A 26,381-nucleotide genomic window follows, 5' to 3' on the forward strand; every position below is an offset into this window, starting at 1 on the left:
TCCGGACAAGGATACGCTGCGCTTAATGAGCACAATTATGCAGTGGCAGGCAGAAGGCATCGTCATTGGAACGCGCAAGCAAGGTGAAAACAACATCCTGCTTGAAGTTCTGACACCGGACAAAGGCCGCTGCCTGGGCTTGGTGCGCGGCGGCAGATCACGCCGCCAGCAACCTGCGCTGCAACTGGGTAATCATCTCAACCTCACTTGGCGCGCGAGGCTGGATGAACATCTGGGCTTCTTCACAGTTGAGCCCCTGCAATTACGCGCCGCCCACCTCATGCAAACAGCAAGAGCCATTCACGGCCTGCAAAGCCTGTGTGCGCAAGTCCGCCTTCTTCCCGAGCGCGATCCACATCCCAATCTGTTTCACGCGCTGGACGTCATTCTCGATCATCTGGAAGACCCTCGAATTGGTGCAGCACTCGTGCTCCGTTTTGAACTGGAACTGCTCAATGAGCTCGGCTTCGGCCTTGACCTCTCAGAATGCGCAGCCACTGGTGTCACCGAGGAACTGATCTGGGTTTCACCCAAATCAGGCCGAGCGGTTTGCAAAACAGCCGGACGACCTTACGCCGCCAAGCTCCTTACACTGCCGGAGTTCCTGAAAGCGCCCGAGTCGCGGCTCTCCCAAAACATTCAAATCTCGAAGGGGGATATGGAAGCAGGGTTCTCACTCACCGGCTACTTCCTGTTCAAATACATCTATGAGCCGCGCAGCATTGCATGGCCTCCTGCGCGAGACAATTATGTAACCGCGCTCAAAAAAGATTTCGCAGACCTGCCCGACTGAAACGAAGCCACACTAAGCCTATCAATCAGATTGCGGCCCATTCCCACCCGGCAAAACAATCACCGGACCAGTACTGTCTCCTCCCAGCGGAATATAACGTTTCCTGGGCGGCGGTACATAAGGGTGTTGATCCTCTGGTGGAGGCTGATACCAGCTGCGAAGCACACCCGGCGCCTCAATGACCGTGCCCTGCCCTGCGCCTTCCAAAGATGGCGCTTGCTGATCAGATGCACCTTGACCTGTTCTCCCATGATCCGCAGCATGGCTACAAGCCGTGATTGCCACGACTCCATACACCGCCATAAGACCTTTCAACGCCAAGCTTTGCTTCCTCACTATAACCTCCAGTCATCAACATGTTATCTCCTAAACAGCGACAACATCCTGCCATGTGCACGCTCTAGGATAGCCGAGCAAAAATCAGGTCGGCTTAAACCACCTCTGCAAATCCGAGTAATAATCGAAACCACCTGTTGCCTCTGCTAGTTGCGGTCGATTGGCGAGAATTCGCTCCACCAAAAATGATAGGGCATGATGCATGAATGCCAATGAACGTGACGTGCTCTAAGTAATCACCGCAGTGAGTCGCAAAACGCATGCCCGCTACACAGAATTAAACCTTGAAAAAGCGCTGTTTTCTGAGGATTTCATAGGTAGAACGGTGCGTTAGCATGGACAGAACAAGCCAAGAACGATAACCAAGTGTCATGGGACAGGAAGTGATCGGCCATGATGGCCCGGAAACAATCAATCTTAAAGATGCACTGGAAGAGCGCTACCTTAGCTACGCTCTGACAACCATCATGCATCGCGCACTACCAGATGTACGCGATGGCCTGAAGCCGGTGCACCGACGGATTTTGTATGGCATGCGCCTTTTAAAGCTCGATCCAAATCAGGGCTTTAAGAAGTGTGCGCGTGTTGTCGGTGACGTCATGGGTAAATATCACCCTCACGGTGACGCCGCCATCTACGACGCCCTTGTCCGTCTCGCACAGGATTTCTCCGTTCGCTATCCGATGGTGGATGGTCAGGGCAACTTCGGTAACATCGACGGCGATAGCGCCGCTGCGATGCGTTACACCGAAGCCCGCATGACCGACGTGGCCACCCGCATTCTGGATGGCCTCAACGAGAACGCTGTCGACTTCCGTGAAACTTACGACGGTCTGGATTCCGAACCAGTCGTTCTTCCCGGCAACTTCCCGAACCTTCTGGCAAACGGCTCCACAGGCATCGCAGTGGGCATGGCAACATCCATCCCCCCACACAATGCCTATGAGCTCTGCAACGCCTGCCAGCTTCTGATTTCCAAACCGGATGCGGAAATTGAAGAGCTCCTTGAGCACATCAAGGGCCCGGATTTCCCAACCGGCGGCACAATTGTCAACGATCAGGGCTCCATTGTAGAAGCCTACAAGACTGGCCGCGGCAGCTTCCGAACACGTGCGAAATGGCACAAAGAGGAAGGACAACGCGGCACCTACAACATCGTTGTTACAGAGATTCCATACGTCGTTCAGAAGTCCCGTCTGATCGAGAAAATCGCAGAACTCCTCATGGCACGCAAACTGCCGTTGCTGGATGATGTTCGCGATGAGTCCGCTGAAGACGTGCGCGTGGTTTTGGTGCCACGCAACAAAAACGTTGACCCTGAACTCCTCATGGCCTCCCTGTTCAAGCTGACGGATCTGGAAAACAGATTCTCGCTGAACATGAACGTTCTGTCCAAAGGCGTTGTGCCAAAGGTCATGAACCTGAAGGAAGTCCTGCAGGAGTGGCTAGAGCACCAGAAAGAAGTTCTGGTCCGCCGCTCCAATCACAGGCTTGACCAGATCAACCACCGTCTGGAAGTTCTGGAAGGCTACCTCATTGCCTACCTGAATATTGATGAAGTCATCCGCATCATCCGCGAAGAAGATGATGCCAAGGCGTCTCTCATTCGCGCGTTTGAGCTGACAGACGTTCAGGCGGAAGCCATCTTGAACATGCGCCTGCGTTCCTTGCGCAAGCTTGAAGAGTTCGAGATCAAAAAAGAACACGACAAACTCTCTAAAGAAAAATCAGGTCTGGAAGCTCTCCTCGCCTCCGACAAGAAACAGTGGAACCGCGTTTCTAAGCAAGTCGGCGAGATCGGTAAGGCCTACGGCCCTGAGACCGAAATCGGCAAGCGCAGAACAGACTTCAGCACCGCAACGGACCACGATCTGGAAGAGATCCACCAAGCCATGATTGAGAAAGAACCGATCACGGTTGTTATCTCAGAAAAAGGCTGGATCAGAACGCTTAAAGGCCATGTACAGGACGTGAGCACCCTCACCTTCAAGCAAGGCGATCAGCTGCACCTGTCTTTCCATGCAGAAACCACCAGCAAGATCCTGATCTTCACCAGTGGTGGTAAATTCTATACCCTCGGCGCAGATAAGCTACCAGGCGGCCGCGGCCACGGTGAACCAATCCGCCTGATGCTGGATATGGATGAGACGCAAGAAATCATCAGCGCCTTCGTACATGACCCTGAGCGCAAACTCCTCATGTGCACCGATGGAGCATATGGTTTTGTCGTTCAGGAAAAGGATGTGATCGCCAACACCCGCAAAGGGAAACAGGTGCTCAACGTGACAGCCCCAGCAAAGGCTGTCCTGTGCGTACCGGCTATGGGAGACTATGTCGCGGTCATCGGCCACAACAGAAAACTCCTCACCTTCCCGCTTGCGCAAATCGCAGTCATGACGCGCGGTCGAGGCGTGCGCCTGCAGCGCTACAGAGATGGCGGCATCTCCGATATCAAGACCTTCAGCTCAGAAGAAGGCCTGACATGGACAGATGCATCTGGTCGCACCTTCAAACGCTCTCTGGAAGAAATGCAAGACTGGCGCGGCGACCGCGGTCAAGCCGGACGCCTACCACCAAACGGCTTCCCGAGAACCAACAAATTCGATGGAAGTTCAACTGGTTAAAGCGATAATCAGAATCTATTTCTGCGCAATCTACCTAGTACCTACAAAAACAGAGCCCATGAGGCTCTGTTTTTCGTTTTAGATGAATCTACCTCTCAGCAACACCCTCTAAGCATCTCTAAATGCTGGAGATCTGAACGGCAGCAGCGCACAAAAGAGAGTATCTACGTAGGTCGAAGTCCGCGTTAGACGACCACCGGTCAGCAACCCAACTGCACCAGCCTTTTGCTTGATGTTATCAGTGCCATAAATCTCATCAATAGCGTGCCCAAGCTCCATTCCCGAGCGCACCAACTGCATGACTTTCTCTGGCAGCGGCAGCAGCATGGAACGGCTGGCAGAAATCTGCCCTTCGCGCGAAATCACCACCATCCACGCAAACGTGTAGGCAATGCCGTGCAACTCACAGATACCGCCTTCCAGCCCCACACCAAAGTCCGCATCAGCTTGCGCTTCCAAAGCGTTCTCAGCACGCACCACAGCACCCTGACGCGTTTCTTCATCACTCATTGGTTGATCAGAAACACCAGAAGGAACACTTGCAGAAACCAGCTCAATGTCATCAGCCGGAAACTGAGCCCTGAACGCCTCAAGCGTCGCATTCACCTTGACCGGATTTTGAGAGGCAACAACGACTTTCATTCAAAACACTCCAGAACAATCAGAGCTCTTTAGCCCGCACTTTGAGCTAACAGAAACAGGTCTCGATACACTTGCGAGCGAAGCACGCGCAAACAAAGGCAAAATCACTTCAAACCGATTCACTGAGTTTCCATTTGGTTTGCCTGATCACCGAGCGATGTCTCAAGGTCGCTCCGCGTAAAAACCGGATACACAGGCAACTCAGGAGCAGCGTGAATTGCAGGAGCACCGTCCCCTCGCCAAATTGCGCAAACAACGGCGCGAACATCTGCCCCCTCTTGCGTAGCTAAACGCAATGCATCAGCAACAGCCCCACCAGTTGAGATAACGTCTTCTACGAAGACCACTTTTCGCCCAGTCAGATTTTGTCCTTCGATCGCACGACAAGTACCGTAAGATTTAGGCTCTTTTCGAACAAACGCTGCAGGAAGGCCAGTTTCCAGAGACATCGCAGTAACAAGAGGGACACCTCCAAGCTCAAGACCAGCGATAATTTCCGTTTCAGGCGGAAGCAGCTCGCTCATTGCCCGTGCGAGCGGTCGCAAAATGTGAGGAAGTCCTTCGAAGCTGTACTTATCGAAGTAACGCTCAGAAACCTGCCCGGAACGCAGCACAAACTCACCTTCGAGCGTTGCGACCTTCGCAATCTGCCTCGCAAGATCGGGCAACAACAACATTGTTTCGCTAGACATCCGCTCCACCTCCAAACACAGTTGCCCCTTATTAGAAGGAATGCAACTTTCCAGCAAGTTCTCGGACCAGCCTTATCTTTGCAGGCGTAAGGCAAAAAGCTGGAGCATCACCAGCTATGTGAGATGCTCTAGCCGTTCTTAAGCAAGCGTTGCTTTTCGCGGTTCCAGTCGCGTGTTTTTTCGGTCTGGCGCTTATCGTGAGCTTTTTTACCACGGCCCAAAGCGACTTCCATCTTTGCCCGCCCATCTTCATTAAAGTAGATTTTCAGGGGCACGATGGTCTTGCCTTCTTTTTGAACGGCAGCAAACAGCTTGTTCAACTCGCGGCGATGCATCAGCAGCTTTCGAGGACGGCGAGGTTCATGGTTAAAGCGGTTACCCTGCGTATATTCAGGGATGTAGACGTTGTAGACCATCATCTCCCCCCGATATTCAGCAGCATAGCTTTCAGCAATATTGCTTTTGCCTTGGCGAAGAGACTTTACTTCAGTGCCCCTCAGCTCAATACCAGCCTCAAACACATCTTCAATTTCGTAGTTAAAACGGGCCTTCCGGTTATCCGCAACAACCTTGCGCCCGGGAACGCCACCTTTTTTGGCAGCCATTTCTTTTCCTTATTTCATTCAATAAATGTCTCCGCGCACACTCATATTAGGTGCGCGGAGCAATAGCTTAATTGATCAGGCCTGCATGAACCATAGCCTTGCGAATGCTTTCCTGAGTTTCTTCACTTACTGTGACCAAAGGCAGGCGCAACTCGTTTTCCATTTTGCCAAGCAGAGACAAAGCATACTTTGGCCCAGCTGGATTTGGCTCAATGAACAGGGCCTGGTGCAGCGGTGCAAGACGATCCTGAATGGAAAGCGCAGTTACAAAGTCGCCTGCAAGGCACGCTTCCTGAAACTGAGAACACAGCGCAGGCGCAATGTTTGCTGTCACAGAAATACAGCCCTGACCACCGTGAGCATTAAAGCCAAGTGCAGTGATATCTTCACCAGAAAGCTGGATGAAGTCATGACCACATAAGTGGCGTTGCTCAGAAGCCCGTGCAAGGTTTGCCGTCGCATCTTTTACGCCGACAATGTTGTCCACTTCATGAAACAGATCAGCCATCGTCTGGCTTTCCATATCAATGATGGAACGACCCGGAATGTTATAGATGTAGATCGGAAGATCTACAGAAGCAGCAATCGCCTTAAAGTGGCCCTTCAAACCAGCCTGATTAGGCTTGTTGTAATACGGCGTAACGGACAAAATCGCATCTGCCCCCACTTCCTGAGCGTGCTGCGCAAATTCGATTGCTTCAACCGGATTGTTGGAGCCAGCACCTGCCATAACAGGGACACGGCCAGCAGAAACCTCAACAGCCATCTGCACGACACGCTTGTGCTCAGCAAAGGAAAGAGTTGGGCTTTCTCCGGTTGTTCCCACAGGCACAAGCCCGTGGGAGCCCTGTTTTATCTGCCAATCCACGAATTCCTGGAAGGCCTTCTCATCCACTTTGCCATCCTTGAAAGGTGTGACAAGTGCTGGAATTGATCCTCTAAACATCTCAGGTTCCTCGTTGGATTACATATATACAGAGCAAAATTTGCCAGTGCCCTCAAAGGGGTGGCATACAATAATGTGATCTAGCCTATCTCGGCAACATCACCAAGACCTTCTCTTATAAGATTCGGGAATTTTTTTGTGCTCATATTTAGGCCAGTTTCGACTGTAAGTATTATGGTCCCCTGAGTGAAACATTAAACAGATATTTACCCTGTTTGTGGCAAGCAGAATGAGGGACTTTTTGGGAATTAAACCGTCCGGTGCGTTTTTGCCGGATAAACAACACTCAGGTGAGACGGGCCGACGAGTAGTATGCGTATCCGTGAGTTTCTTCTAGTATCGACACGTGTGAGTGCATTTGCCATTGCCACGACTGTTTCCGCATCGGCATTTTCCGCTGTATCCTCTTTAAATCACAGCGTTATTCCGGCTCCAAACCCTGCAAAGGTTGTGCGCACTATCGCCTTGAGCACGCAGCATGCTGCTGTTCAAAGCAGATCGCTTGCCGCCACACCACGCTCCAAACCTCCAGTGATTGGCAGGGGCAGCGCAGGTGGAACACAGAACTCTCAGCTGTCCAGCTATGCCCCCGCTGCACCTGTCAGCAATGGGCGAACTGCAATTTCGACCCGCCCTTCCAGCCCGCAAAATGCACTCGAAGCAACTGCTGCGCTGACAAGTTCTTATCCACAGGGATTGAGCACAGCTCAAGCAACAGGATCGGTTGAACCACTTAAAACCGTTCTCCAGCACGTTAAATCCGGACGGCTGAACGAAGCGCTGCGCGCTCGAAATGCTTTGCCGGATAATCTTGATCGTCGCGTGGCGGATTGGTTCATTATGCTACGGGGCGGCCCAAAGACACCGGTCACCCATATCGCCCAGTTTGCAGCCAGCGCACCACACTGGCCAACAGCAAAAGTCGTACGTGCTCGTGGAGAAGCCGCCCTCGCCGCATCCAACCTGACACCCGCTCAGATCATCGCAGCATTCGGTTCTACTGTCCCGGAAACAAAGGACGGCAAACTTGTCCTTGCAAAAGCACATTTAGCCAAAAGCAACAAGACTGAAGCCGCCAAACTCATTCGCCCACTCTGGCAAAAAACCGTCTTTGAAGCTCCCGAAGAAGCAACAATTCGCTCTGCCTTTGGCAGCCTCCTACGGCAAAAAGATCATCGTCTCAGAGCAGAAATGCTCCTGTATCGTGACAGAGCACGCGCAGCAGAACGCCTGCTTTCCGAACTGTCAAAAGACGAACAAACATACATCAAAGCCCGCATAGCGAGCATCCGCAAAAACGGCAATGCGCTCAGCAAGTTAAAGAGCGTTCCGCGCTCTATGAAATCTGACAGCAATTACCAGTTTGCACTCATCCAGCACTATCGCTTGCAGGGGGATTACGACACCGCTGCAAAGTTGATGGAAGCAGCTCCGACTGATCCGGCCGCCTTGCTCAATGGTGACAGCTGGTGGAAGCAACGCCGTGACATTTCCCGCGAGATGATAGAGGCTGGCAAGCCGCGCCTCGCCTACAATATAGCAGCCCATCACGCAGCAGAATCTCCAGGCATGATCGTCGAGGCCGAGTTCCATGCCGGCTGGTTTGCCCTGCGCTATGTAGGTGACCCGCGCCTGGCTGAGCCCCATTTTAAACGCATCGTAAAACTCGGCAAAACAGCACAAACGCTATCCCGTGCCTATTACTGGTTGGGCCGCACCCGCGAAGCTTTGAAAGATACAGACGGCGCCGTTGACTACTATAAACAGGCAGGCGCTTTCCAAACTGCATATTACGGTCAACTGGCACTCGCCAAACTCGGCATCAACCAAATGCCTCTGGCATCCCTACCGGATGTGACAACAGCAGACCGAACCGCCTTCAACCAAAACGAGCTTGTACAAGCCATCAAGCGAATGGATGAAGCCGGACTGCACAATGATACACTGTTGTTTTATACGCACCTGGCACGGACACTGCCAACAAACGGTCAAATCAGACTTCTGACCGAGCTGGCAGAATCTCGCGGCGTCTATCAATGGGCGACAATGGTTGGTCGTCTGGCGCAGGCAGAACGTGTCGAAGCGGCACCGCTCGCTTACCCGACCAACGCAATTCCGCGCAAAACACGCATCACAAAAGGTGTAGAAAAACCAGTCGTTTACGCGATTGCTCGACAAGAGAGCTCATTTAACCCAAAAGCGCGCAGCAGCGCAGGTGCATTGGGATTACTCCAACTCATGCCGGGGACAGCTCGCGACACGGCTCGCAATCTGGGGGTCTCCTACAAGAAGTCCCGCCTGACATCTGACCCAGCCTACAACGCCACACTCGGCGCAGCCTTTTTGGGAGAGCTGGTGGACGAGTTCGGTGGCTCCTACATCCTCACCTTCGCCGCGTACAACGCTGGTGAAAACAAAGTGAAGGAGTGGATTGAGCGCTTTGGTGACCCGCGAGATCCAAAAATAGATCCAATAGATTGGGTTGAATCAATCCCTTACGGGGAAACGAGGAACTACGTGCAGCGCATCACGGAAAACCTTCAGGTCTACCGTTATAAGCTGGAAAACAAGCCTCTCACGATCACACAAGATCTCACACGCGGCTACTAATCCCACTACAAAACAGCTCGAAACAATCAAAGCCCGGTGAATTAGCCGGGCTTTTTATTGTCAGCAACAGAACATAAACCTTCCGGGCACCCTTGTATCTCACCCTCCAACTTTGACAAGACACGTGCATAAACCTGCCCTATGGTGAGGATAATTGATCCAGCGATTCATCAGGCTGTTTTCACAGTAGCAAACACACGCACTGAGAAAACCCGTCTAACAGCGCCCTTCAGAAGCCGGAATTTAAACCGGACCGCATTGTAATCGCTGAAAACACCGAAGCATTTCGGGAGGAACTTATGCTTCAAGCCCCAGATTACATTGATGTCGACCTTCAAAACGTTGCGGGCGCAACCCGTTTCACTTGGAAAGCCAGCGACGAACTAACCTTATCTGCACACATCTGGGACCCGGATATTCCCCGCAACCCAACAGTCCTTTGCCTTTCTGGCCTGACGAGAAACACAAGAGATTTCTATCACCTAGCAAACTTTTTGAGAGAAAATGGTCACCGCGTCATCGCAATGGATTATCGTGGCCGTGGCCTGTCAGATCACTCTGAGGATTTTGAGACCTACAGTCTTGATCAGGAAGCTGACGATATTGACAGGGGCATCGAAGCGCTCGGACTTGAAAAATTTGCACTCATCGGCACATCCCGCGGCGGCCTCCACTCTTTCTCCATGGCCAAACGATACCCAGAGCGCCTGCTATCAGTCATTATCAACGACATAGGCCCAGTCATCGAACCTCCAGCCCTCAACGACATCATTGCCTCAGTCGGCACCGTCATGTCCCAACCAAACATGAAAGCCGCAGCAGAGCGCCTCGCTTCCATCCATGCAACAGCGTTCACAGCCATGTCAGAAGCGGATTGGATAACATTCGCCAATCAATTATACGCTCCCAATTCCGACGGCGTATCATTACGCTATGACAAGCACTTGGGCGATACACTCCGTGGAGACAAGAAAGCAGCATCTGAAGACGATCTCTGGATGTCTTTCAGCGCGCTAAAACCGTTTCCTCACCTCTTACTCCATGGACAAAACTCACGTCTTCTTACAGCAAAAACTGTCGAGAAAATGCAGCAGTTACACGAGAAGATGGAACTCTCAGTCATCCCCAACCAAGGACATGCGCCTTTACTCTGGGACCACTCTACCCAAACGCGCATCCTCAATTTTATAAGACAGCACGCTTAGCAAACACAAAAAAGAGGAGTTGGCTCATCAGATCCAACTCCCAAGTTCTTCAAGAAACTTAATGTCTTAGAAGGTTCTTTGAACTCTGAAGAGCGCACTGGCTTCATCAAAGTCTTTTTCATCCTCCGGCGATGTTCGTGCATAGCCAAGGTCAACACCCATTTCCATTCCACTGACCGGTGACCAGACCAAATCCCAATCCAGAGCAAACCGATCAAAGTCTGGAAGCGCGGCACCAGTTGGTGTGTCAACAACCGCGTAACTCGCATCAAAATCTGTCCGCACTTCAGGCGTCACATAATGCGTAAGCCCACCTGAAAACGATAGTGCTTCGGTCTTTCTGGTATCGCCGTTGATGTAGTAAGCGTCAAAAACTTCATCGTCATCAATACCCACATAGGAAACAGCACCGTTTCCATACTGGAACTGCAGAGCCATAGCATCCTGACTACCCATCTGAGGGAGGTTAATTATCATTCCTGCCCCCAACGCCCAGCCAACTTCACCAGGTACATAAGCGGCTTCTGGTCTGATATTCGTCACAGCCGCCGCGAGCTTCGCACTGCCCCAATCGCCATCCATTCGGAAGGCCGCCACTGCGTCAGGGGCCTTATTCCCGGCCTTTCCATTTTCACTTGCAACGCCAGTAAACACGCCATGCGCACGATAAACTGGGTCTTCAATGGAAACAGTGACGGAAACTCCACCATCAAACACCTCCGTATAAGCTGCAGCCCAGGAGTTGGTATCAGACCAATCCCTATGCACAGCACCAAAGGTAGCTCCCGTAAAGAAATCAAACAGAGAACCAGTGCGCCCAATCGTAAAGCCACCAAACTGAATATAAGCTTTGTTCAGATCCATTTCCGGAGAGTCACCATATCGTTCAGTATCTGAATCCACTGTCGCTCTAAGCTCAGAAAAAGTGCGAACAAACCCAAATTCGGTCTCAGACCGTGCATCCATGCGGATGTAGGAGCGAGCACGAAAGCGCATCGAGTTCAAATCACGCCCTTTAAGATCACCATCAACCACGCCGCCCCAGTTATTTGGCTTTTTGGGAAAGCGTCGATACTGCGCATCGGTACGCACCCGGCCACTCAGCCGCAAGCAAGTCTGCGTACCAGGGATAAAGAAAAAACCCTCACCATACGCATCACACACCTGCACATAGTCCAAGGGCTCCACCAGATTGAGCGGCTCAGGCTCTGCCTCAAAAACAGGTTTAGGCAAGTCTGTAGCCTGTGCTGTAACTCCGAATGACAGCAAGACCGGCAGGAATATCAGCTTCTTCGTCATAGTATTGAACCTCCATCCGTCACTCGGAGTAGTCCAGTGCCCACAAATGCAGCGATCAAAATCAGCTGCAATGACTACCCCTGTGCAACTAGACAATTACGCCAAGGTTCAATTTTCGCAATTACTATGGATTGGGCAGGATTATCTCACCCAATCGAAACGGGCAGGAAGTTCAACTGAGCAAAATTTCACAGCTTGGGAGGTCACCATGGCGTAATACTCATTGAAAACTTAAGTACCACGCACAAATGGGAAAGCCCGGCGGGTTGGAACCGCCGGGCCTGAGAGACTGATTGAAAGATCAGGATATATGAACTTCAACCAGATATAGATTAGAAGGTTTTGAGCTAAACCGAAACTCATAAAATCTTGAAGTAATACCTTCCTATACCTCTTGCACATGCAAGTCTGTGGCAGGTATCACATCAAGGCTTTATAAAGTGGTCCCGGCGACACCGCCGCCGAGACCCTCAATCTAAGAGATCTTAGAAGGAGTACTGTACACGAGTAGAAACTTGTGCAAGCTCACCGTCTTCAGAGTCACGAGCAACACCACCGTCAAGTACGAACTTGAGGCCAGCTACTGGCGCGTAAACTACAGATGCGTTCACAGTAGTAACGCTAGCGTCGAAGCCAGAAACATCAAGAGAAGTATAAGATGCGTCAAGTGCTGCGGTCACAGTATCGGAAAGACCAAACTCTGCACCTGCTACGAGGTTGTAACCAGTTGTACCAAGAGCGTCGGCAAATTGAGTGAAGTCACGATCTCCGCCGATGTAAGACAGTGCTGAGTCAGCATAAGCAGCACCGAAACCAACTTTCACGCTGTCGGAAATATTTGCTTCAACCTGAGCAGCAAATGCATAACCGTAATCTACATCCTGCGCAGTAGTAGTAGCAGCGTCAGCATCATAAGCGTGTGCAGCAGCAAAAACAGATGCAGAATACATGCCCTGTGTCATGGACAGGCCAGCTTCGAAGTTAGCTGCTTTGGTTGCGCCGCCGTATGCATCAGAATCAAGAACACCGAAGGAAGCTGTCAGACCATTGCCGAGGTCAGCAGTTGCAGAAATCTGCAGTGCGTCTTCACCACCTGCAACTGGGCCAACTGTTCCGATTTCAGAGTAACCACCGAATGGATCAAATACTCCACCTGAACGACCGATAAGAACGGATACGTTATCAAAGCCTAGCTGAACATAAGCATTACCTAGGCCAACAATACCCTGGTCACCATCGTCGTTTGCATCGTCATTCCAAGTTGCAGTCAACTCAGTGTAGGTCTTAATAGAAGCAAACTCAGTGTCAGTCATAGACTCGAGGTAAACGTAGCCACGAGCATATGCATCGTAAGCATTTGCAGAAACGTCGTCTGCATTATCTGGAATTCCGTCTGGATCATAAGCTGTTGCTTCATAATCTTTAGTCAGATCGTGAGTGGTAAAGTTGGTGCGGATACGACCATGAACGCGAATGCAAGTGTCTTGACCTGGCAGCTGGAAGTAGCCAGCGCCGAATGCGTCACATGCCTGTACGTAGTTTACTGGTTCAGCAACTACTGGAAGGTCAGCAGCCATTGCTGGAGTTGCTGCTGCTGCAGCAGCGGCTGCGATAGCGATTTTCTTGAAGTTCATCACAAGCTTCCCATAATATGGATTTTAAACTTTATTTAAAACAGATCATCAAACCGCAATTCAGGTGCAAGCACCGTCATCAAACGTGTCTGAACTGTCCCCGTGAACCCTCCGCCTCAATTCAAGCGCCTACTTGAAGAGAAAGCCCCCTGAAGGTTCGTGAGGAGAAATTACAATGTTAGGAGTTTTAGGCAAGCCTATTCAGAGCACTAACTTGCCTATTTATACTTGTGATTTTTTACATGTGTCTTTTTGACAACACGAGAAATAGGCAAGCCAGGCAGCAACCCTCTAACACATAAGACATTCAACTCTTAAATGTCGGGAAACATTGTTCCTGCACCTTATAATAAAATTAATTATTTCTGTTTGATATCAATAGTTTACCTATTAATCATATATAATCAGCATCTCAACCGTGATCAGTAGGAGTCGTCGATGCGACTGAACTAAGTATGTAGTAACATACAGTCACTCTGTGTGAATAAAGATATCGTAGAATTAGGCAATTTAGAAAAACAATATCAAGGATGGGCAGTTTATCTTGTCCAGGCTGCTTTGATAACAGCTTATTCGCCGCCATTCGCCATTCGAAGGATCAGGCAAGGCAATCGAGCCTAATGCTTCTATTGGAGTATAAGCATCATTGACCGCGAAACATTCACGCAACATAAAGTCCTAGCCCCACGCCCAACACCCCAATAGAGCTTAGCTCCACACTTCAGGACTAATCAAATTTAGCGAAGATGTCCGAAGTCATTCGCTACGCTTGCCCTCTTCCTCATAGACAACAAAAAAGCCCCGGCAACCGAAGTCACCGAGGCTCAAAATCAAACAGCAGTAAAGCTGTTAAATTTTCACACCAAATTAGAAGGTGTACTGTACACGAGCACCAACTTTAGAGATGTCGGTAGCTTTAACATTGTCAGCATCTGCCTGTTCCCAACCAGCAGCAACAGCAAACACCAGGCCTGCAACTGGAGCATATGCAACAGATCCGTTCACAGCAAAGCGTGTAGAATCGTTGTCATCATCCAGCGCCAGGTAAGACATATCCAGCTGCGTGGAAACTGTGTCGGTCAGGGAAGTCTGGAAACCAGCAGCCAGTGAGTAACCGGTAGCGTCTGCATCAGTAACATCGATGTACTTACCTGCTTCATCCGCATACTGAGCCTGGAAAGTAACTTCAGTACCTTCTTTCAGCATGTCGAGGTTGAATACTGCAGTTGCACCTACACCATAGCCGTAATCATCGTGACCTGCACGGTCATGCAGAACGCCAGCCAGTTTGAAGGAACCCCAACCCTGAGATACCTGAAGTGCGCCGAGGAGGTCCGCTGCATTCTCTTCACCACTGCGGTAAGTGGAGTCCTGAGCTGCAACAGATGCAGTTACACCATTTCCGAGGTCAGCAGTGAACTGAACCTGAAGAGCAGAGTCATCAGAAAGATCTGTGTCTACAGGACCAATGTATGTGTAACCGGTGAAGGAGTCGAACAAGGAAGCTGTACGACCAACCAGGAATGAACCGTAATTAGTTCCGAGCTGCAGGTATACATCACCAGCTTCGATTTCTTCGTCAGTGGTGTCATCAGACCATTTAGCGGTCAACTCTGTGTAGGTTTTGATTGTACCAATTTCAGAGTTGGTCATTGAAGTGAAGTACAGATAGCCTTTTGCGTATGCATCGTACTCATCACCATCATTAGACTTGTTCTTGTCATCACGATCGCCTTTGTCAGCAGAAAGATTGCCAGATACAACCTGTGCACGAATACGACCGCCGAGCTTGATGCAAGTGTCTTTGCCTGGCAGCTTAAAGAAGCCTGCGCCAAATGCATCACATGCCTGTACGTAGTCAACTGGTTCAGCTGCTACTGGCAGATCTGCTGCCTGAGATGAAGTTGCAACTGCAGCAGCTGCTGCAGCGAGTGCAAGAGTTTTAACGTTCATAATCCTGACCTTCCAATGTCTCTCAATAGAAAGAAGAAACTGGTGTGACCTGTTTGGAGCAGCTCACATTTCCTCTTTTCCCTGCGACACGAGAACCAGAGAGGCTCGCCATAATTTGGCAAAGCATTCAATCGGCTCGACCGCGTCGATGGACATATTGATGCCCGACGAGATGGAAGATCGCAATATCAACCTAGTAGTTTGAAAGGGGAGAAACATCACCACGTTAAAGTAGTGTGTTTTTTTTGACACAACAGCTTCTATGGATGCCCGATGCACTCAACTCAGACATCACAGATCATAGTCGTTCTAATTTTCTCTAAACCATTGAATAGTATTATATAAACAATATCACAACGCATCTAGGTCGGTACATTTAACTGCTAGACGAACGTAATTCCCCTGAACGCGCGCAAAAAACTACGCACTGGGGATTAAAATGCCGACTAAAATTTAATATGCAAATTCAAAATAGAAATAGGCAAGAGTGCCCGCATACACATAGCCTCAAACAGAGGAACCCGGTGGTTTTGGACACCACCGGGAATGAGAGACATTGGAAAATCAGGATTATTGAAAGTCCAATGAAGGTCTAAGGCTTAAGTCAGCCTTAGAAAGAACGCTGTACGCGGAAGTTTAAGACACCCGCATCTTCTTTAGATGCACCATCGACATCATCCTGCTTCCAACCAGCGCCAGCAGAGAACAGCAGACCGGAAACTGGACGGTACTCAAGAGTACCAGCTACAACAACCTGATTGAAGTCAGCATCGCCAGCACCAGCTTCAACATCTAGGTAGGAAGCTTCTACACCTGAAGACAGTTCACTTGTCCAATTGTGCATATAACCACCAGCAACAGACCAAGCTTTATTGGTTTCAATGTCACCATCAGCGTCAAGGACTGCGTCTGCGACATCGCCTTCAGCACCAACATAAGCCATAGCACCATCTGCATAAGCAGCCTGGAAATTAATCACGTCACCAGGAGCAATCATGTCTAGATTGAAACCAACAGCACCGGCAACAGCGTATCCAACTTCAGAGGAGTCACGACCAACTGATGTATCAACTTTGGTTACAGCACCAGAAAGACCAGCATAGCCCCACCCTTGATTCAACAGAACCTTCGCAACGAAGGAAGGAAGGGTGTTGCCCGCTTTATTCAGATCGTCAGTACCAACGAATACACCCTGCTCGCGGTCAGCGTTGTCTTCAATAGACGCAGCAATCGTCAGGCCATTACCCAATGCGTGGGTGTAGGATGCCTGCCATACGGTGTCATCAGCCAGGTGACGATCAAACAGGTTGGAAGCCAGTTCGCCAGTCCAAAGATCGAATGCAGAAGTTGCAAGACCGAAAGTGAAGCCACCAATCTGAACATAACCCTTGTCCAGTTTAACACCTGCAGAATCACGCGAGTCGGAATTAGAAGTGTACTGGAAATCCATGTATGTACGGATCAGACCCAGCTCAGACTGTGTACGGGTATCAATACGCAGGTTCGCACGGGAACGGAAGTTGTGGTTGTTGTCTTCTCTGCTGTAATCTTCATCGTCCAGCAGGTCTGTAAAGCGTGCTTCAACACGAACACGGCCGCCGATTTTGATTGCAGTTTCAGTGCCTGGCAGTACGAAGAAACCTGCACCGTATGCATCGTTGATGCGAACGTAATCTACTGGTGCGATGTCAGCTGGAAGATCAGCAGCCTGAACGGAAGTTGCAGCGGCAGCAGCAGCTGCTGCGATTGCTATAGCCTTGAAATTCATAATTCTAACTTTCTTTAAAACCAGAGCAGCTCGACCACATGTCGATCCCTGACCACTCTGGCTCCCCACTTGCGCATCCTGATCAAAGCAATGTTTGAAACATCACTTTATTCAGCGGGCACCGGTAAGTGCGCCCCGCGCTGTTCACAACATCAATATTTGTGATCTTTAGTTTTTAATCAATAATTCAAATGAAGTTTGAAAGTCATCGAAATACGATGTGGCACAAATAACACAGGGAATTTAGGGGAGATAAGCCGAACCAGGAACGGCAACACGCACTAGAAACAAACCATTTCAAAGCAAAAGCGAAGATTAAACCCATAATTTATTGTTATGTTCCGAGTTACTGGAGAGGTGTTGAGACCGGGCCGGTATAACTTAAGAAAACCAAACATAAATCATCACTTATTCAGTCAAAAACCTACTATCTCAAAGCTCTTTCCTTCCAAGTCAGCTGCAACTGACTGCAAGAATACATCAACACAAACAACAAATAATAATACATAAATATTTTTGATGTTAAATACACTAGTTCCACACAACCAAGAAAAATACATATAAATCAATAAGTTAACTAAATTCACATAGGATCACTGCGATTTATCAGCCTAAAACGCATTAACTTTTGCAGTCTACACGATGTGGACAAATCCACCTCAGCGAGCATTTTTCACCCGAAGGACAACTGACTGCCTACCAAAAAACAAAGAGGGCAGCCACTTGAGTAACTGCCCTCCTCCATAAAACTGAGTGTTTTGTCCTAGGCTTGGCCTTCAATGAGTTTGCGACGTAACCATCCTGAGAGTTGATCCATCATCATCACCACCACAATGATCAGAAAGATCAGGTAGAGAGTGTTCTCCCAATCCTGTCTGGTTCGCATAGTCTCTATAAGCTTTAGGCCTATTCCCCCTGCTCCCAATGCCCCAATCACAGTGGCACTGCGTGTATTGCTCTCCAGATAATAAAGCATCTGAGATATAAAGAGAGGTAGGATTTGCGGAAACAGCCCGAACCGGTATTTCTGAACCGGAGAAGCTCCCGTTGCTTGCACGCCTTCCGCCTGTTTCTTATCTGCATTCTCAATCGCCTCAGAGAACAACTTGCCGAAAGTACCCGTATCAGTGAAGAAGATCGCAAAAATCCCGGAGAGCGGCCCAAGTCCGAACGCCCGTATAAAGATGAGCGACCAGATAAGCATATCGACCCCGCGTAGGAAATCGAAGAACCGGCGCACGCCTGTTCGCGCTAGCCTCACCGGATTAACATTCGCAGCAGCAGCAAACGCAAGCGGCAATGCTAGAATACCCGCAATCAAGGTACCGACCACGGCCATGATGAGAGTTTGCAGCAATGCGAAATAAACCTCCCCATGCTGCCACTCACTGTTCATCCAAAACTCATTGAACATAAAGCGCAGGTTGGAAACATCAGGATCCAGTCTTTCCGAAGAGAACGCCAGGGACATCAGCTGACCAGCACTCAGCCCGTTCAGCTTGCTGTCAAAGTCAAACCAGAAGTTCTCCCACCCAACGAAATAGCGATGCACCTCAACTTTGCTCTTTGTCAGCCAGATACGTGTATATAAAGAGGGTCGCGCATTAACCTGGGTTTTCGAGACCTTCAGCCAGTCAGCCTCCGCTCCACCAATAAACTGCGGAACCCCATCTCCAACTTTGAATGTAAAAGGCTCATCAAACTCTGGATGAGTGTAAGTCACCACATCATCTGCAAAATGAAGCACCCCATCTTCACCGAGCAGAATGGAGGATTGCCCACGTGATTGCTCAATCCAATCTGGCTGCTCTTTATATATAGCCCGTCTGTTGCCCTCCAGGCTAACAACAAATCCCTGATCAGCCTTCTTGAACTGATACTTTGCATGCACCTTGTGGGCATAAGCATCCAGTGCAAACAGTTGAGCCATGTCCCCACGAGCCTTCTCCATCACGCCCGGAACATCAAACGCGAAAAAGCAGAGAGCCAAATAAACAACAACCAACAGCGACAGCACCGGACCAAGCAAGCGTTTTTTCAAATCCAGCCCGAGAACACCGGGATACAGCTCCTCCAGTCGTTGCTCTTCATGATGCGACGTCCCACGCAAGGCACTAATATCTGTCATAGAACGCTCCATCAAACTTGCCCCGTCTGACCAATAAGTTTTTGTCGCATCCAGCCACTGAGGTAATCGATGGACGTAATTGAAAGAACCAGCATGAAAATGATGACAAGAATGTCAGCTCCATAGTTCCAATCGACAACCATCTTCAACTCAGCACCAAGACCTCCAGCCCCAACAAACCCAAGGATCGCAGAGGCCCGCACATTCACTTCCAGCCGAAGCAGCGTGTAAGACAAAAAGTTCGGAAGCACCTGAGGCAGAATGCCGAAGCGAATTTGCTCCAACCAGTTGCCACCTACACTGCGAATGCCTTCAGCAGCCTTCAGGTCACAGTTCTCATTCACCTCAGAAAACTGCTTAGCGAGTGCACCAATTGTATGCGTTGTCACCGCAATCACAGCTGCAACCGGACTTGGCCCAAAAATCAGAACCAGCAACAGCGCAATCACAATCTCTGGAAATGCGCGAAAAATATCCATCACCCGGCGCATCGCAGCAACGGCAAGCCGATTGCTCACCAAGTTACGGCTGGCAACGAAACTCAGCGCCCCACCCAGAAAGAATGCCAGAAGAGTTGAGACCAAGGCGATGTTGACGGTCTCGATTAAGTACGGAAGATATTGAAGAACAAGTGCGAAGAGCCCAACCAGCCCTTCCTCATAAGCACCAATGAACAACTCAGCCGGATAATCAAAGAATTTACCCAAGCCGGTCCAAAAGCCACCAGAATTTGCTTGGTCCGCAACAAACAAGCCACCGAAGATGCTCAGGACACAAAGGCCGAGCAGAGAAAGAGTATATAGCGTTCGGCGCCGGGCAACACGCTCATAGGCCTGAGAAATCTCGGCCAGACGGGAAGCTTCGGCAAGCGCCAGATGAGCGGCCACTTCAACATCCTCCAAACAGGGAAATGATGAGAGCCACCACGGCCCCCATAAAGAAAGGGCGCGGTCAGATCCGCGCCCCTTTACTACTCTGAGAATTAGTTAGCTTTTTTTGCTTCGATCTTACGGCGACGCGCTTCAACAATGGTCTTGTAAAAATCGTGGTTCACTTCCACAAAGTCAGCGTACTCACCACCCTGTGCGGAGTAGAAGCACTCGGTGTTATCAGTCACCATAGACTTCAACGAGGCAACAACCTTCTGCTTTACGTCGGATGGAAGCGACTTACGTACAACAAGCGGACCATTAGGGATCAGCGGAGACTGCCAGACCTGAACCAGATCAGACATATCAACCATGCCTTTATCTACCATCTTACGCAGGTTACCAGAGGTGTAGCCCTCTTCCCATTCACCAACACCAGATGCCCAGGTGACACCGCCGTCAACATCGCCATTCAAAACGGCAAGAACGTTCTGCTCGTGTCCACCAGAGAACTGCATAGAGGCAAAGTACTCTTTCAAGTTCAGGCCCATATCGTCAAACGCAACAGAAGGAACCAGATAACCGGAGGTGGAGTTAGGGTCAGCAAAGCCCATCCGCTTGCCCTTCATGTCTTCCAGCGTTTCAATGCCAGAATCTGCACGAGCAACCAAAACAGAATAATAGCCTGTTGCGCCATCTGTCTGCTTGGTGGTCAGCACTGGCTCAACTGCATCAGGAGCTGACAGGTAAACAGCAGAGTAACCGGAAGCGCCAAGCTCGGCATAATCCAGGTTACCACCCTTCAGGCCTTCAATAGTGCCAGCATAATCAGCTGCCGGGAAAAGCTTGACAGGAACACCCAGCAGCTTTTCAAAACGGTCAACCAGACACTGGTTGGAACGAAGACGATCCGCCTCATTCTCACCACCAAGAATACCAATGCGGAATTCAGTGATTTTCTCTTCAGCCAGAGCCATAGGCGCAGCAAGAAGGGTTGTGCTAACAGCAAGAGCTGCAGCGACTTTACCGATGATTTTCATCAGAGCACTCCAATATCAGAATATAAATCTAAACCCGCTGCTATTCGGCAGCAGAGACAACAGGCGAAGCATCGCCTTTCGCCAGTTCCAGGGCAGCGATTTTTGCACCTTCGCTACCCAGAGAAGTTGAGGTCATCCCCTCCTCAAAACTGTCGTCAGCACCGTAGATCTCACGGGCTACTGCGGTAGAAAGCTCATCCGGTTTCCCATCAAAAACAATCTCACCATCACGCATGCCAATCACGCGGTCACAGTAATTACGGGCAGTATCAAGAGTATGGAGATTACAAATAACTGTCAGGCCATCTTCCGTGTTGATCGCCTTAAGAGCGTCCATCACCACCTGCGCATTCATCGGATCCAGCGAAGCAATCGGCTCATCGGCCAAAAGCATTTTCGGTTCCTGCATAAGAGCACGAGCAATCGCAACACGCTGTTGCTGACCACCAGAAAGATTTTCCGCCCTTTTCAAAGCCGTTTCAGCAATACCAAGTCTTTCAAGTTTCAGCAGAGCCTGAACCCGCTCTTCACGAGTGAACAGCTTGAGCATGCTGGAAACTGTTCCATGCGCATTCAGGCGACCCAACATAACGTTGGTTAAAACATCAAGGCGAGGAACCAGGTTGAACTGCTGAAAGATCATCGCGCAATCACGCTGCCAGCGGCGCTTATACGCCCCCTGCAAGGCAAGCACATCAACACCATCAACAAGGACACGCCCGTCGGTTGCCGGGGTAAGTCTGTTGATCATCCGCAGCAACGTGGATTTACCCGCACCAGAACGACCAATAATGCCGATCATCTGAGGCTTCTCAACAATGAAGCTCGCCCCTTTGACAGCAACATGCGCGCCAAATTCTTTTCTAACGCTTTCAAACTGGATCAAGAGCTCAACCCCGGTACCTATTAAAATTTAACGTAATAGGCACACGCGATTGTTACAGCGAAATGACGCTCACTTACAAAGCAACCCCGTCAAAAAACCGTCACACCCCACCTCCCCCACATAGCTGGCAAAACGAGCATTACATTACGTTTCTATGACAGAAGGAAAAGCCAACCGGCTTTCAAACCAAGGTGTCGAAACTCTGCTTTTCAGGGAATCAAAAACCATCGATTGAACGCTAAGCACTCTAAATACTCAGTAGGGCTGAACACCTAACTTCTGAAAGCATCGACATTTAAAAAGCAAATGGGCGGTACTGTTAGGTACCGCCCATTCGAATATAAATTAGTGCTGTTTGCCAGCTGCTAGGTCTAAGGCCGCTATCCTGCGATTAGACCCTAGAAGTGAACTGACTTCGCAGCAGCAGGTTTCTGGAGTGGTGGGGCGAACTTGGTGAGGTCGATGCCTTCCACTGCTGCCTTGTACTCATCCATGTTTGGAGTTCTGCCGAGGATTGCGGAAAGAACAACAACCGGAGTGGACGCCAGCAGGGATTCACCCTTCTTCTCAGAGGAATCTTCTACCACACGGCCCTGGAACAGGCGGGTAGAGGTTGCCAGAACGGTATCACCCTTAGCAGCCTTCTCCTGGTTACCCATGCAAAGGTTACAGCCAGGACGCTCCAGGTACATAATGTTTTCGTATTCGGTACGTGCTTTTGCTTTTGGCAGTGCATCATCGAATTCGAAACCGGAGTACTTCTGCAAGATCTCCCAGTCGCCTTCTGCCTTCAGCTCATCAATAATGTTGTAGGTTGGCGCTGCAACAACAAGCGGAGCATTGAACTCGACCTTACCGCCGTCTTTCTCAAGGTTCTTGAGCATCTGAGCAACAATCTTCATGTCGCCTTTGTGCACCATGCAGGAACCAACGAAGCCCAGATCAACCTTCTTGTCACCACCGTAGTAGGAAACAGGACGGATGGTGTCGTGGGTGTAACGCTTGGAAACGTCATCATTGTTTACGTCAGGATCAGCGATCATTGGCTCATCGATCTGGTCCAGATCGACAACAACCTCAGCAAAGTACTTCGCGTTGTCATCAGGTGTCAGCGCAGCTTTCTCGCCAGACTTGATTTCTGCAATGCGTTTGTCTGCTTTATCGATCAGGCCTTGAAGAACTTTGGCATCATTTTCCATGCCTTTGTCGATCATGATCTGAATGCGGCTCTTCGCAATCTCAAGTGATTCAACCAGAGTGTCATCCTGAGAAATACAGATGGAAGCTTTTGCCTTCATCTCAGCAGTCCAGTCAGTGAACGTGAACGCCTGGTCAGCAAGCAAGGTTCCGATGTGAACCTCAATAATGCGACCCTGGAAGACGTTATCGCCAAACTGCTTCAGCATCTGAGACTGTGTTGCATGCACCACATCGCGGAAATCCATGTGGTTTTTCATGGTGCCTTTGAAAGTCACCTTCACAGATTCAGGGATCGGCATGGTGGCTTCACCAGTTGCCAGTGCCAGCGCCACGGTGCCGGAATCTGCACCAAACGCAACGCCTTTGGACATACGGGTGTGGCTATCGCCACCGATAATGATCGCCCAATCATCAATGGTGATGTCGTTCAACACCTTATGGATCACGTCTGTCATGGCGTGGTAGACGCCTTTTGGATCGCGCGCGGTGATCAGGCCAAACTTGTTCATGAACTTCATGAGTTTTGGAATGTTAGCCTGCGCTTTCAAATCCCAAACAGATGCAGTGTGACAACCGGACTGGTAAGCACCATCAACAGTTGGAGAAATGACGGTTGCCGCCATGGACTCCAGTTCCTGTGAGGTCATCAGACCAGTGGTGTCCTGAGAACCAACAATGTTCACCTTCACACGAACGTCAGAACCAGCATGCAGAGTTGCACCCGGAGTGGCGCCAACAGCATTGCGGTTGAAGATCTTCTCAACAGCAGTCAGGCCCTGACCTTCATGAGAGATCTCTTTGGCCGGAGCAAAAGCGGACTTCAGCTCAATGCCAAGTGTTTCAGATGCAAAAGTCTGCAGCTTTTTACCAAACACAACAGCATAGGAGCCGCCAGCTTTCATAAACTCAACTTTTTGAGGTGTGAACGCGGAAGAAACATCAACCAGCTCTTTATCACCGTCATAAAGCTTCTTGGTTTTAGTGTTGATGGTGAGCACCTTACCAGTCTCAACTGAGTAGGTCTGCTCAAGAACAGGATCACCATTTCCATCCAGAACGGTGTTGCCATCAGCATCTTGTTTCTTAACCCAGTTTTTCAGGTCAAGCCCGATACCACCGGTTACGCCAACAGTGGTCAGGAAGATTGGAGAAATGCCGTTGGTACCAGCAACAATCGGCGCAATGTTCACGAAAGGAACGTATGGGCTTGCCTGTTTACCAGCCCACAGCGCAACGTTGTTTACGCCAGACATACGGGAGGAGCCAACGCCCATGGTGCCTTTTTCAGCAATCAGCATCACGCGTGCATCAGGATTTGCTTTCTGCAGTTCCTGAATTTCCGCCTGTGCTTCAGGTGAGATCATGCACTTGCCGTGTAGTTCACGGTCAGAACGGGAGTGTGCCTGATTGCCAGGAGAAAGAAGGTCGGTTGAGATATCGCCTTCACCTGCGATGAAGGTCACGACTTTGATTTCTTCGTCTACATCAGGAAGTTTCGTGAAGAACTCAGCCTTTGCATAGCTTTCCAGAATGTCTTTTGCAATCGCATTACCTGCTGCAAAAGCTGCCTTCAAACGCTCGGTATCTGCCTCATACAGGAACACCTGGGTTTTAAGGACATCCGCGGCTTGTTGCGCAACAGTCGCGTCATCGCTAAGCGCCAAGTCAAGAAGAACCTCAACAGAGGGGCCACCCTTCATGTGAGACAGCAGTTCAAAAGCAAAGGACTGAGAAATTTCCTCAACAACAGAGTCGCCAAGAATGATCTCTTTCAAAAACTTCGCCTTTTCGCCAGCTGCGCTGGTTGTGCCTGGCAAGGTGTTGTAGATAAAGAATTTAAGGGAACCGTCTCTGTGTTCGTTCTTGAGATCTTTAATCTGCGAAATGATCTCATTCACAAGTGCGCCATCTTCAATCGGCTTGGGGTTCAAACCCTCGGCTTTTCGAGTGTCAATCTCATTCAAGTAGTCAGTGTACAAGCTCATGATTATTCCGACGCATTTGTGTTAGACGATTTATGTTTGGTGTATCCTGAACTCTATGTCAAAACCATCTCTGGCAAACCGGTCCAAGTTTGTTGTATGCGGTCGTATACCAAATGACATTGGCATGCAAGATGTTTCCAGCAGTTGCAGAACTCCAACCCCACCCGCATCACTAACAAGCTTATCTATCCACCAGACCCAGAACAATAAATTCTGCGAGAGGCTTATTCACTCCCTCTGCATTCATTGATATTGGAACAGGCAAAGATACCCGAGTGGTCATTCCTGCGATTTAGACGCTTGGAAGAAGAAAAGCCCTATAACGAAAACATCGCAAAACCTAAGAGTGCGAATTGCACGCAAAACTTCCCGTAGTCTTTAAATAAGGAGTAGACCAAATACTGAGATCATCCAACCAACAACAGAAGTCGAAGGGAACCGGCAAAAATTCGTATTTTTAAGAAAGGAGGATGACGGACACGGAGAGAGTCCGTTAAAAAATCGAGCTTTCAGTCTAAATCCTTTTTTCTCTTATATTTCAATATAGTAACTCGATTTATATCAAATTCATATTGCTCAAAATACGCAATTGTTATGTAATTTGTTATGTAGCTCACGACCCGATTATGCTGTGAAACCCGTATGGAAATGAGTGCTGTCTGGTTATAGCAAAAATTAGCGCCCGCAACTGATGATTGCGAGCGCCTTGGATTTCTCAGCATCGACTAGATGAACAGGAAATCATCCGGTTGAAGCTCAGCAGGTGTCACACCTTGCAAAGTGATCGAAGTGTCTGTGTCGATTGTGATCACTGTATTTGAATCACTCATCTCTGCAGCATCCATAATCGCTATGAAGTCCACAAATAATGCGGCTTCAACCTGAATGACATCTGTTGCATCGAAATCAGTAAGGACATCGTGGCCGGTATCGCCAGCAGCAAACACAAATATGTCACTGCCTTCACCGCCATTCAGCTGATCATCACCAGCACCACCTGTGATCAGATCATTACCTCCATTTCCGTTGATAATGTCTGCTCCATCACCGCCTACGAGAGTTTCAGCTGCATCATTACCAATAATTTCGAGAGATGCAGCCCCAAATGTCTCAATCACTGGCTCCTCATGAGGGAGGAAGTGCATTCCGTCTTGCCCGACATAGAA

The 26,381-nt window shown here is 49.6% G+C and carries 18 protein-coding genes and 1 pseudogene; 4 read left to right on the forward strand and 15 right to left on the reverse strand.

Features of this window, described 5'->3' with window-relative positions; all coding sequences use genetic code 11:
• Positions 1 to 37 precede the first annotated feature (37 nt).
• The gene (gene recO / locus PsW64_RS25470) at positions 38 to 793 is read left to right on the forward strand and encodes a DNA repair protein RecO (protein WP_063305421.1); all 756 of its coding nucleotides are present in this window, start codon (positions 38 to 40) and stop codon (positions 791 to 793) included.
• Between the two features lie 21 nt (positions 794 to 814).
• On the opposite strand, the gene PsW64_RS25475 is transcribed toward recO, so the two are convergent.
• Positions 815 to 1,129, reverse strand: a complete 315-nt coding sequence (locus tag PsW64_RS25475; protein ID WP_208981027.1) for a hypothetical protein — start codon at positions 1,127 to 1,129, stop codon at positions 815 to 817.
• Between the two features lie 371 nt (positions 1,130 to 1,500).
• On the opposite strand from PsW64_RS25475, the gene parC reads away from it, so the two are divergent.
• Positions 1,501 to 3,753 (forward strand): DNA topoisomerase IV subunit A, encoded by a 2,253-nt coding sequence (parC, locus tag PsW64_RS25480; protein ID WP_063305423.1) that lies wholly within the window; start codon positions 1,501 to 1,503, stop codon positions 3,751 to 3,753.
• 108 nt (positions 3,754 to 3,861) lie between these two features.
• On the opposite strand, the gene yjjX is transcribed toward parC, so the two are convergent.
• From yjjX to dapA, 4 genes are all read right to left on the reverse strand, one after another.
• Complete coding sequence (yjjX, locus tag PsW64_RS25485) at positions 3,862 to 4,395, reverse strand: inosine/xanthosine triphosphatase (protein ID WP_063291603.1); 534 nt, start codon at positions 4,393 to 4,395, stop codon at positions 3,862 to 3,864.
• Between the two features lie 119 nt (positions 4,396 to 4,514).
• On the reverse strand, positions 4,515 to 5,087 hold the full coding sequence (pyrE, locus tag PsW64_RS25490) for an orotate phosphoribosyltransferase (RefSeq protein ID WP_063305424.1): 573 nt from the start codon (positions 5,085 to 5,087) through the stop codon (positions 4,515 to 4,517).
• A gap of 128 nt (positions 5,088 to 5,215) precedes the next feature.
• Positions 5,216 to 5,692, reverse strand: coding sequence for an SsrA-binding protein SmpB (smpB, locus tag PsW64_RS25495; protein WP_057464271.1), 477 nt, complete (start codon positions 5,690 to 5,692; stop codon positions 5,216 to 5,218).
• Positions 5,693 to 5,759: 67 nt separating this feature from the next.
• Positions 5,760 to 6,638 carry a 4-hydroxy-tetrahydrodipicolinate synthase gene (gene dapA, locus PsW64_RS25500; protein ID WP_057464270.1) on the reverse strand — a complete coding sequence of 293 codons (879 nt, stop codon included), beginning with the start codon at positions 6,636 to 6,638 and terminating at the stop codon, positions 5,760 to 5,762.
• Between the two features lie 312 nt (positions 6,639 to 6,950).
• Between dapA and PsW64_RS25505 the strand changes: the two genes are divergently transcribed.
• Complete coding sequence (locus tag PsW64_RS25505; protein ID WP_063289220.1) at positions 6,951 to 9,248, forward strand: lytic transglycosylase domain-containing protein; 2,298 nt, start codon at positions 6,951 to 6,953, stop codon at positions 9,246 to 9,248.
• 299 nt (positions 9,249 to 9,547) lie between these two features.
• Positions 9,548 to 10,453 carry an alpha/beta fold hydrolase gene (locus tag PsW64_RS25510; RefSeq protein ID WP_063289221.1) on the forward strand — a complete coding sequence of 302 codons (906 nt, stop codon included), beginning with the start codon at positions 9,548 to 9,550 and terminating at the stop codon, positions 10,451 to 10,453.
• Positions 10,454 to 10,519: 66 nt separating this feature from the next.
• Here PsW64_RS25510 and PsW64_RS25515 read toward each other — a convergent pair whose 3' ends face one another.
• The 10 genes and pseudogenes from PsW64_RS25515 to PsW64_RS25560 all read right to left on the reverse strand — a co-directional run.
• Positions 10,520 to 11,752 (reverse strand): porin, encoded by a 1,233-nt coding sequence (locus PsW64_RS25515; protein ID WP_063305425.1) that lies wholly within the window; start codon positions 11,750 to 11,752, stop codon positions 10,520 to 10,522.
• A gap of 485 nt (positions 11,753 to 12,237) precedes the next feature.
• Positions 12,238 to 13,386: a porin gene (locus tag PsW64_RS25520; protein ID WP_063305426.1), complete on the reverse strand. Its 1,149-nt coding sequence runs from the start codon at positions 13,384 to 13,386 to the stop codon at positions 12,238 to 12,240.
• A gap of 867 nt (positions 13,387 to 14,253) precedes the next feature.
• Entirely contained in the window at positions 14,254 to 15,339 is a 1,086-nt protein-coding gene (locus tag PsW64_RS25525; RefSeq protein ID WP_063305427.1) for a porin, read from the reverse strand.
• A 610-nt stretch (positions 15,340 to 15,949) separates the two neighbouring features.
• A complete protein-coding gene (locus tag PsW64_RS25530; protein WP_063289226.1) occupies positions 15,950 to 17,107 on the reverse strand; it encodes a porin in 1,158 nt (385 codons plus the stop codon).
• A gap of 763 nt (positions 17,108 to 17,870) precedes the next feature.
• Positions 17,871 to 19,235, reverse strand: coding sequence for a phosphonate ABC transporter, permease protein PhnE (phnE, locus tag PsW64_RS25535; RefSeq protein WP_063305463.1), 1,365 nt, complete (start codon positions 19,233 to 19,235; stop codon positions 17,871 to 17,873).
• 11 nt (positions 19,236 to 19,246) lie between these two features.
• Positions 19,247 to 20,122, reverse strand: a complete 876-nt coding sequence (gene phnE / locus PsW64_RS25540) for a phosphonate ABC transporter, permease protein PhnE (RefSeq protein WP_063297570.1) — start codon at positions 20,120 to 20,122, stop codon at positions 19,247 to 19,249.
• Between the two features lie 95 nt (positions 20,123 to 20,217).
• Positions 20,218 to 21,144, reverse strand: coding sequence for a phosphonate ABC transporter substrate-binding protein (phnD, locus tag PsW64_RS25545; protein WP_063305428.1), 927 nt, complete (start codon positions 21,142 to 21,144; stop codon positions 20,218 to 20,220).
• A gap of 40 nt (positions 21,145 to 21,184) precedes the next feature.
• Positions 21,185 to 22,030, reverse strand: coding sequence for a phosphonate ABC transporter ATP-binding protein (gene phnC, locus PsW64_RS25550; protein WP_063289229.1), 846 nt, complete (start codon positions 22,028 to 22,030; stop codon positions 21,185 to 21,187).
• 398 nt (positions 22,031 to 22,428) lie between these two features.
• Positions 22,429 to 25,215, reverse strand: a complete 2,787-nt coding sequence (locus PsW64_RS25555) for a bifunctional aconitate hydratase 2/2-methylisocitrate dehydratase (protein ID WP_063305429.1) — start codon at positions 25,213 to 25,215, stop codon at positions 22,429 to 22,431.
• A 725-nt stretch (positions 25,216 to 25,940) separates the two neighbouring features.
• Positions 25,941 to 26,381 (reverse strand): annotated as a pseudogene (locus PsW64_RS25560) (hypothetical protein); the annotation flags it as partial.

The sequence above is a fragment of the Pseudovibrio sp. W64 genome, assembly GCF_001623145.1.
Lineage (GTDB): Bacteria > Pseudomonadota > Alphaproteobacteria > Rhizobiales > Stappiaceae > Pseudovibrio.